The sequence below is a fragment of the Kitasatospora griseola genome (genome assembly GCF_014648555.1).
Lineage (GTDB): Bacteria > Actinomycetota > Actinomycetes > Streptomycetales > Streptomycetaceae > Kitasatospora > Kitasatospora griseola.
In genome coordinates this window covers 91,529-97,597 of record NZ_BMRI01000020.1, presented here as the reverse complement: position 1 = coordinate 97,597, position 6,069 = coordinate 91,529, and the positions used below count along the sequence as shown (strand labels likewise).

Here is a 6,069-nt window from a genome sequence, read left to right as displayed (position 1 = left end):
TCTGGACCAAAACAGCCGACCAGATCCTCGAGTCCCTCGCCGGATACTGCCGACGGATCAAAGACTCAGGACACTAGGTCGGCACGGGCCTTCACCTGCGGCAACGGTCGAGCCCCCGGCAACGCGCGGCTGTCGGGGGCTTCGGGTGCGGAGCGGATCAGCGGCCTTCGCCTCGGCGGGCGGCGCCCGGGGCGCGGACGGAGGGGCGGTTGGCGCGGCGGCTGGCGGAGGTGAGTTGCCAGGGGACCGATATGACCATCACGCCGGGGGTGAAGAGCAGGCGGCTCTTCAGCCAGAGGGCGGACTGGTTGTGCAGCAGGTTCTCCCACCAGCGGCCGACCACGTACTCGGGGATGAACACCGCCACCGCGTCGCCGGGCGAGGCGGCCTTCAGCGCGCGGACGTGGGCGACGACCGGCTTGGTGATCTCCCGGAAGGGGGACGCGAGCACCCGCAGGGGCACGTCCAGGCCGCTGCCGTCCCAGGCCGCCCGCAGGTCGGCCGTCGCCTCGGGCTCGACGTCCACCGTGACGGCCTCGACGGTGTCCGGCCGGAACGCCTCCGCGTAGCCGAGGGCGCGCAGGGTGGGCTTGTGGAGCTTGGAGACCAGGACCACGGCGTGCACCTGCCGGGGGCGGGAGCTCTCCGCGGCGACGTCCTCGACGGCGAGTTCGGCGGCGACGGCGTCGTAGTGGCGGCGGATGCCGCGCATGGTGAGCCAGAGCAGCAGCGCGGCGACCACGGCCAGCCACGCGCCCTGGGTGAACTTGGTGATCAGGACGATGACCAGCACCAGCGCGGTGGTGACGGCGCCCAGCCCGTTGATCAGCCGGGAGCGCTGCGCGGCGGCTCGCACCGCCGGGTCGCTCTCGGTCGCCAGCGCCCGGTTCCAGTGCCGGACCATGCCGATCTGGGAGAGCGTGAAGGAGGTGAACACGCCGAGGATGTACAGGTGGATCAGGCTGGTGACGTCCGCCTTGTAGAACCAGAGCAGTCCGCCGGCCACCACCGCGAGCGCGATGATGCCGTTGGAGAAGGCCAGCCGGTCGCCGCGGGTGTGCAGCTGCCGGGGCAGGTAGCGGTGCTGGGCGAGGATCGAGGCGAGCAGCGGGAACCCGTTGAACGCGGTGTTCGCGGCCAGGATCAGCACCAGCGCGGTCACGGCCTGGATGAAGTAGAACAGCAGCGTGTCGGAGCCGCCGAAGACCGTCGCGGCGAGCTGGGCGATCACCGTCTGCTGGGTGTACGTGTGGCAGTCGCCGGCCAGGCCGGTCAGCTGACAGGCGTCCTCGACGTAGTGGACGTGCGAGGTGAGCGCGAGCAGCGTGACGCCGGCGAACATCACCACCGCGACGATGCCCATCACGGCCATGGTGGCGGCGGCGTTGCGGGACTTGGGGGCCCGGAACGCGGGCACGCCGTTGGAGATCGCCTCGACGCCGGTGAGCGCGGTGCAGCCGGAGGCGAAGGCGCGCAGGCCGAGCATCAGCAGGCCGAGGCCCTGCAGGGTGTCCTTGCCGTCCACGGCGGCGACGCCGAGGGCTGCCGTGGGGGCCTGCGGGTTGTCGCCGAAGGCCAGCCGGATCAGGCCGGTGACGACCATCAGCAGGATGCCGCCGATGAACAGGTAGGTGGGGGCGGCGAACGCCCGGCCGGATTCGCGGACGCCGCGCAGGTTCATCGCGGTCAGCAGCGCCACGAAGCCGACGGCGAGCGCCACCCGGTACTCGGCGAGCGAGCCGAACGCGGAGATGATGTTGTCGACTCCGGACGCCACCGAGACGGCGACCGTCATCACGTAGTCGACCAGCAGCGAGGCGGCCACCACCAGGCCGGAGTTGGCCCCGAGGTTGCGCGAGACCACCTCGTACGAGCCGCCGCCGCTGGGATAGGCGTGCACCACCTGCCGGTAGGACATCACCACCACGGCCATCAGGGCGATCACGCCGACGGCGACCCACGGGGTGAGGTACAGGAAGGCGGTGCCGCCGACGGTGAGGACGAGCAGGATCTCGCCGGTCGCGTAGGCCACCGAGGAGAGCGGGTCGGAGGCGAAGATCGGCAGCGCGAGCCGCTTGGGCAGCAGCGTCTCGCCGAGCTCCTCGCTGCGCATGGCCCGGCCGATCACGAGACGCTTGAGCGCCTGGGGGAGGTTGAACACAGCACGGGAGCGTATGCGCCGGTGGCGTTAAGACAAGCAGCCTGTCCGATCACTGGATTTCCCACGTTTCCGCAGGCCAGGGCTGGTACGAGTGATCGAATCGAAGGCTTTTTGGCCGTCAAGGCTGCCGTTAAGGATTCGTCAATGTCGCTCGACGAGGGCCGCATATCGGGACGAAACGGTCACCGTGCGGTCGGCAGCCGGGCCTCGATGGCTGCCAGCGCCGCCCTGATCGCCGCCACGTCGTCCTTGTCGGCCACCTGGTCGCCGCGCTTCAGCTTCACCAGCAGGGTGCCGCCCGGCTCCAGCACGATCAGTGCGGTCTCCTCCACCCCGTCGCCGCCCTGGTGCCGGATCGCCACGTCCAGGTCGGGGAGCCGGATGCCCTGCCGGTCGATCTCCCGCAGGTCGTACGCGCCGTCCCGGCCGAGCACCGTCGGCGTCCCGTCCAGCAGCCGGTTGAACCAGTCCCAGCGCATCGCCTGCCGCACCAGCACCCAGTCCGTGAGCAGCAGCACCAGCGCCCCGTACAGGCCGCCGACCAGCGAGTTGTCGTTCCCGATCACCGCGTTCTGCACCACGTTCGACAGCAGCAGCATGACCACCAGGTCGAAGGTGTTCAGCTGCGCCAGCCCGCGCTTGCCGATCACCCGCAGCAGCACCAGCAGCGCCAGGTACACCAGCACGGTGCGCAGCGTCTTCTCGCCGTAGGAGATCCCCGCCTGGAACATGTCGTGCCACATGCCCGCCACCGTAGGCACCGGCGCGATCCACCTCGCCGGGCCCCACGCCCGCACTCCCCCGATCGGCCCACCGGCGGAGGCGGGCGGCCCACTGCGGCAGGCCGCCCACCGCGGCGGGCGGCCCGGTGGCGCTACGCGCGGCGGGTGGCCAGCAGCAGGCCGGTCGAGCAGTCCAGGTAGGTGGTGTGCAGCCGGGGGTCGGTGGTCAGCCGGTCCATCAGGGCCCGGACGGCGTGGGCGTGGTCGGAGGGCCAGGTCGACTGCGGGAGCAGGTCGTCGACCAGGTACTGGCCGCCGGGGGCGAGCAGGCCGAGCACCTGGTCGAGGTGGTGGAACTTGCCGGGCCAGGTGTCCGCGAAGATCAGGTCGAAGTGGCGGCCGGCCAGTGCGTCGATCAGTTCGGCGCCGTCGCCCACCATCAGCTCCAGCCGCCGGTCCGCGCCCAGGTGGGCGGCCGCGACGGCCGCCACCACCGGGTCCTGCTCCACGCTCAACAGGGCGGCGTCCGGGTCCATCCCGCTCAGCAGCCAGCTGGTGGACGCGCCGGCGCCCGTGCCCAGCTCCAGGATCCGCCCGCCCGGCCGGGCCGCCGCGAGCGTCCGCAGCAGCTGCCCGGTCACCAGGTCGCACGACATCGTGAAACCGAGCGACGTGCAGCCCTCGACGATCGAGGCGAGCACGGCGGGGTGGGACCCGGTGGTGAGCATCACGGCGCAGCCTTCCGAGAGTGACGGTCCGTCAGCGACCCTGCCACCGTACCGGCGAGGCCCGTCCGCCCTCGATCCGTTCCACTCCTCGGACGGCCGGCGAGCGGCCCGGACCGGTCGCCGCACCGGGCCGCCGCACCCGTCCGAGTAGCGCGCACCGATGGCGCCGCGGGCCTGCCCGACGGGCGTACGCCCGGTGGCGGATCGCGGGCCGCGCCACCAGGGTGACTTGCGGGGGAGCACCGGAACGCCTCACCGGAAAGAGCGAGAGATGCCCGAAGTCACCAAACCGTATGCGACCGGCACGCCGTGCTGGGTCGATCTGATGGCGAAGAACCAGCAGGCGGCGCTGGACTTCTACCGCGACCTGCTCGGCTGGCAGGGCAAGCCCGGCCCGGCCGAGTTCGGCGGGTACGCGGTCTGCGAGCTGAACGGCAAGGCCGTCGCCGGGATCGGCCCGGCGATGGCGCCCGAGGGCCAGCCGACGCCGCCCACGGTCTGGACCACGTACCTGGCCACCACCGACGCCCAGGCCACCCAGGACGCGATCGTCGCGGCCGGCGGCACGCTGCTGGCGCCCGTGATGGACGTCGGCAAGCTGGGCCGGATGCTGATCGCCTCCGACCCGCAGGGCGCGGTGTTCGGCGTGTGGCAGGCCGTCGAGTTCGCCGGCGCGCGGGTGGTCAACGAGGCCGGCGCGGTGGTCTGGAACGAGCTGCACACCAGTGACGTCCCGGCGGCCACCGCGTTCTACGGCGAGGCGTTCGGCATCGAGATCAAGCCGATGGAGGGCGCGAAGGACTACTGGGGGCTGCAGGTCGGCGGCCGCGACGTCGGCGGTGTCACCCGGCTCGCCAACGACCCGCCCGGCACCCCGGCGCACTGGCTGACGTACTTCGCGGTCGACGACACCGACTCCACCGTGGACGCGCTGGTGAAGAGCAAGGGAACGGTGCTGGCCCCGGCGTTCGACATGCCGGCCGGCCGGATGGCGGTGGTCGCCGACCCGCAGGGCGCGCCGTTCGCGCTGATCAAGCCGCAGCCGATGTAGGCCGGCCCGGCCTGTGCACCGCCCGCCCGGATCCGCCCGGACGGGCGGTGCGGCGCGTTCAGGGCAGCACCGGCCCGCAGGTGAACAGCAGCGGGAGGACGGGGGCGGCGGCAGTGGTGAGGGCCGCGGCGACACGCAGCGCGGGGTGCGGGGCGGCGGCGGGGGCGAGCAGGCGGCGGACCCGCAGCAGTGCGGCGGGGCCGCCGGCGGCGAACGCCGCCCGCGGGACCTGGCCGTCGGCCACCCGGTACATGGCGGCGGCCAGCACGGCCCGCGGGTGGCGGCGCACGGCCCGGTCGTCGGCGGCCATCTCCAGCAGCAGCGGGGTCTCCCGGGCGGCGAGGCGGGCCAGCGGAAGGAACGGGAACGCGGCGGCGAACGCGTCCCCCGCGGTGCGGGCCAGGTGGTGGCGGCCGGCCACGTGGGCGCGCTCGTGGGCGAGGACGGCGGCCAGCTGCGCGGGCGTCAGCAGGTCGAGCGCGCCGCGGGTGAGCACGATCCGGGAGCGGCGGCCGGGCAGGCAGTACGCGGCGGGGACGTGGTGGTCGAGGACGTGCGCGCCGAGCTCCGGGTCGCGGGCGGCGACCAGGTCGAGCAGGGCGCGGTGGCGCCGTCGGTGCCGGGCGGTGCGGGCCAGCGCGGCGGTGAACCGGCCGAGCGGCCAGAGTGCGGCCGCGGCGGGCAGCAGCAGCCGCCACCCGCCGCCGAGGGCCTGCCCGGCGGGGTGGTCGACGCCGCACAGGTGCATCAGGCCGGCCAGCCCGAGGTGCAGGTGGCCGCCCGGCACGGCGAGGTGGTGGAGGGCCAGCACCAGGGCGGTGAGGAAGGACAGCGCCAGCCCCTGCCAGAGCGCGACGGCCAGCCGGGGCGCGCGGTGCGTCCAGCGGGCCCGGGCCAGGGGCAGCGGGGCGAGCACGCCGACCAGCACGGCGTAGCCGAGCAGCGCGAGGGCGGCGGTCACCGTCCGCTCCCGGGTGCGCCGCCCGTCCCGCCGGGCTGGTCGCGGTCGACGGAGTCGATGGCGGCGCGCAGCGCGTCGAGTTCGGCCGGGGTGAGCTGCTCGACCAGGTGGACCAGGGCGCCGGCGGGGTTGGGGCTCTCGCCGAGGACGTCGCGCATCAGGGCGGCGCTGTACGCCTCGCGGGTGCAGGCGGGCCGGTAGCTCCAGGCCCGGCCGGACTTCTCGCGGCGCAGCATGCCCTTGCGGTACAGGATGTCGGCGACCGTCATCACGGTGGTGTAGGCGAGCGGCCGGGACCGGTTGAGGTCGTCGACGATCTCGCGGACGGTGGCGGGGCGGCCCCAGGTCCATAGGCGGTCCATGATCTCCGCCTCCAGGTCGCCGAGTCTGCGCACTGCCGTTCCGTCCCCTCGGTCCGCCGTTGTCCGGCTCATCGTAGTGGGCGG

General features: G+C 73.6%; 6 protein-coding genes. 1 reads left to right on the top strand and 5 read right to left on the bottom strand.

The window, feature by feature from the left end; all coding sequences use genetic code 11:
- Positions 1-157: 157 nt before the first annotated feature.
- From IEZ12_RS23905 to IEZ12_RS23895, 3 genes are all read right to left on the bottom strand, one after another.
- Complete coding sequence (locus tag IEZ12_RS23905) at positions 158-2,161, bottom strand: APC family permease (RefSeq protein WP_373295522.1); 2,004 nt, start codon at positions 2,159-2,161, stop codon at positions 158-160.
- Between the two features lie 182 nt (positions 2,162-2,343).
- A complete protein-coding gene (locus IEZ12_RS23900; protein ID WP_189274531.1) occupies positions 2,344-2,904 on the bottom strand; it encodes a DUF421 domain-containing protein in 561 nt (186 codons plus the stop codon).
- Positions 2,905-3,035: 131 nt separating this feature from the next.
- Entirely contained in the window at positions 3,036-3,611 is a 576-nt protein-coding gene (locus tag IEZ12_RS23895) for an O-methyltransferase (RefSeq protein ID WP_189274529.1), read from the bottom strand.
- Between the two features lie 271 nt (positions 3,612-3,882).
- On the opposite strand from IEZ12_RS23895, the gene IEZ12_RS23890 reads away from it, so the two are divergent.
- Complete coding sequence (locus IEZ12_RS23890; RefSeq protein ID WP_100587710.1) at positions 3,883-4,662, top strand: VOC family protein; 780 nt, start codon at positions 3,883-3,885, stop codon at positions 4,660-4,662.
- Positions 4,663-4,720: 58 nt separating this feature from the next.
- Here IEZ12_RS23890 and IEZ12_RS23885 read toward each other — a convergent pair whose 3' ends face one another.
- A complete protein-coding gene (locus IEZ12_RS23885) occupies positions 4,721-5,623 on the bottom strand; it encodes a M56 family metallopeptidase (RefSeq protein ID WP_100587709.1) in 903 nt (300 codons plus the stop codon).
- Positions 5,620-6,018, bottom strand: a complete 399-nt coding sequence (locus IEZ12_RS23880) for a BlaI/MecI/CopY family transcriptional regulator (protein WP_043910860.1) — start codon at positions 6,016-6,018, stop codon at positions 5,620-5,622. Before IEZ12_RS23880 ends, IEZ12_RS23885 begins: the two co-directional genes overlap by 4 nt.
- Positions 6,019-6,069 lie beyond the last annotated feature (51 nt).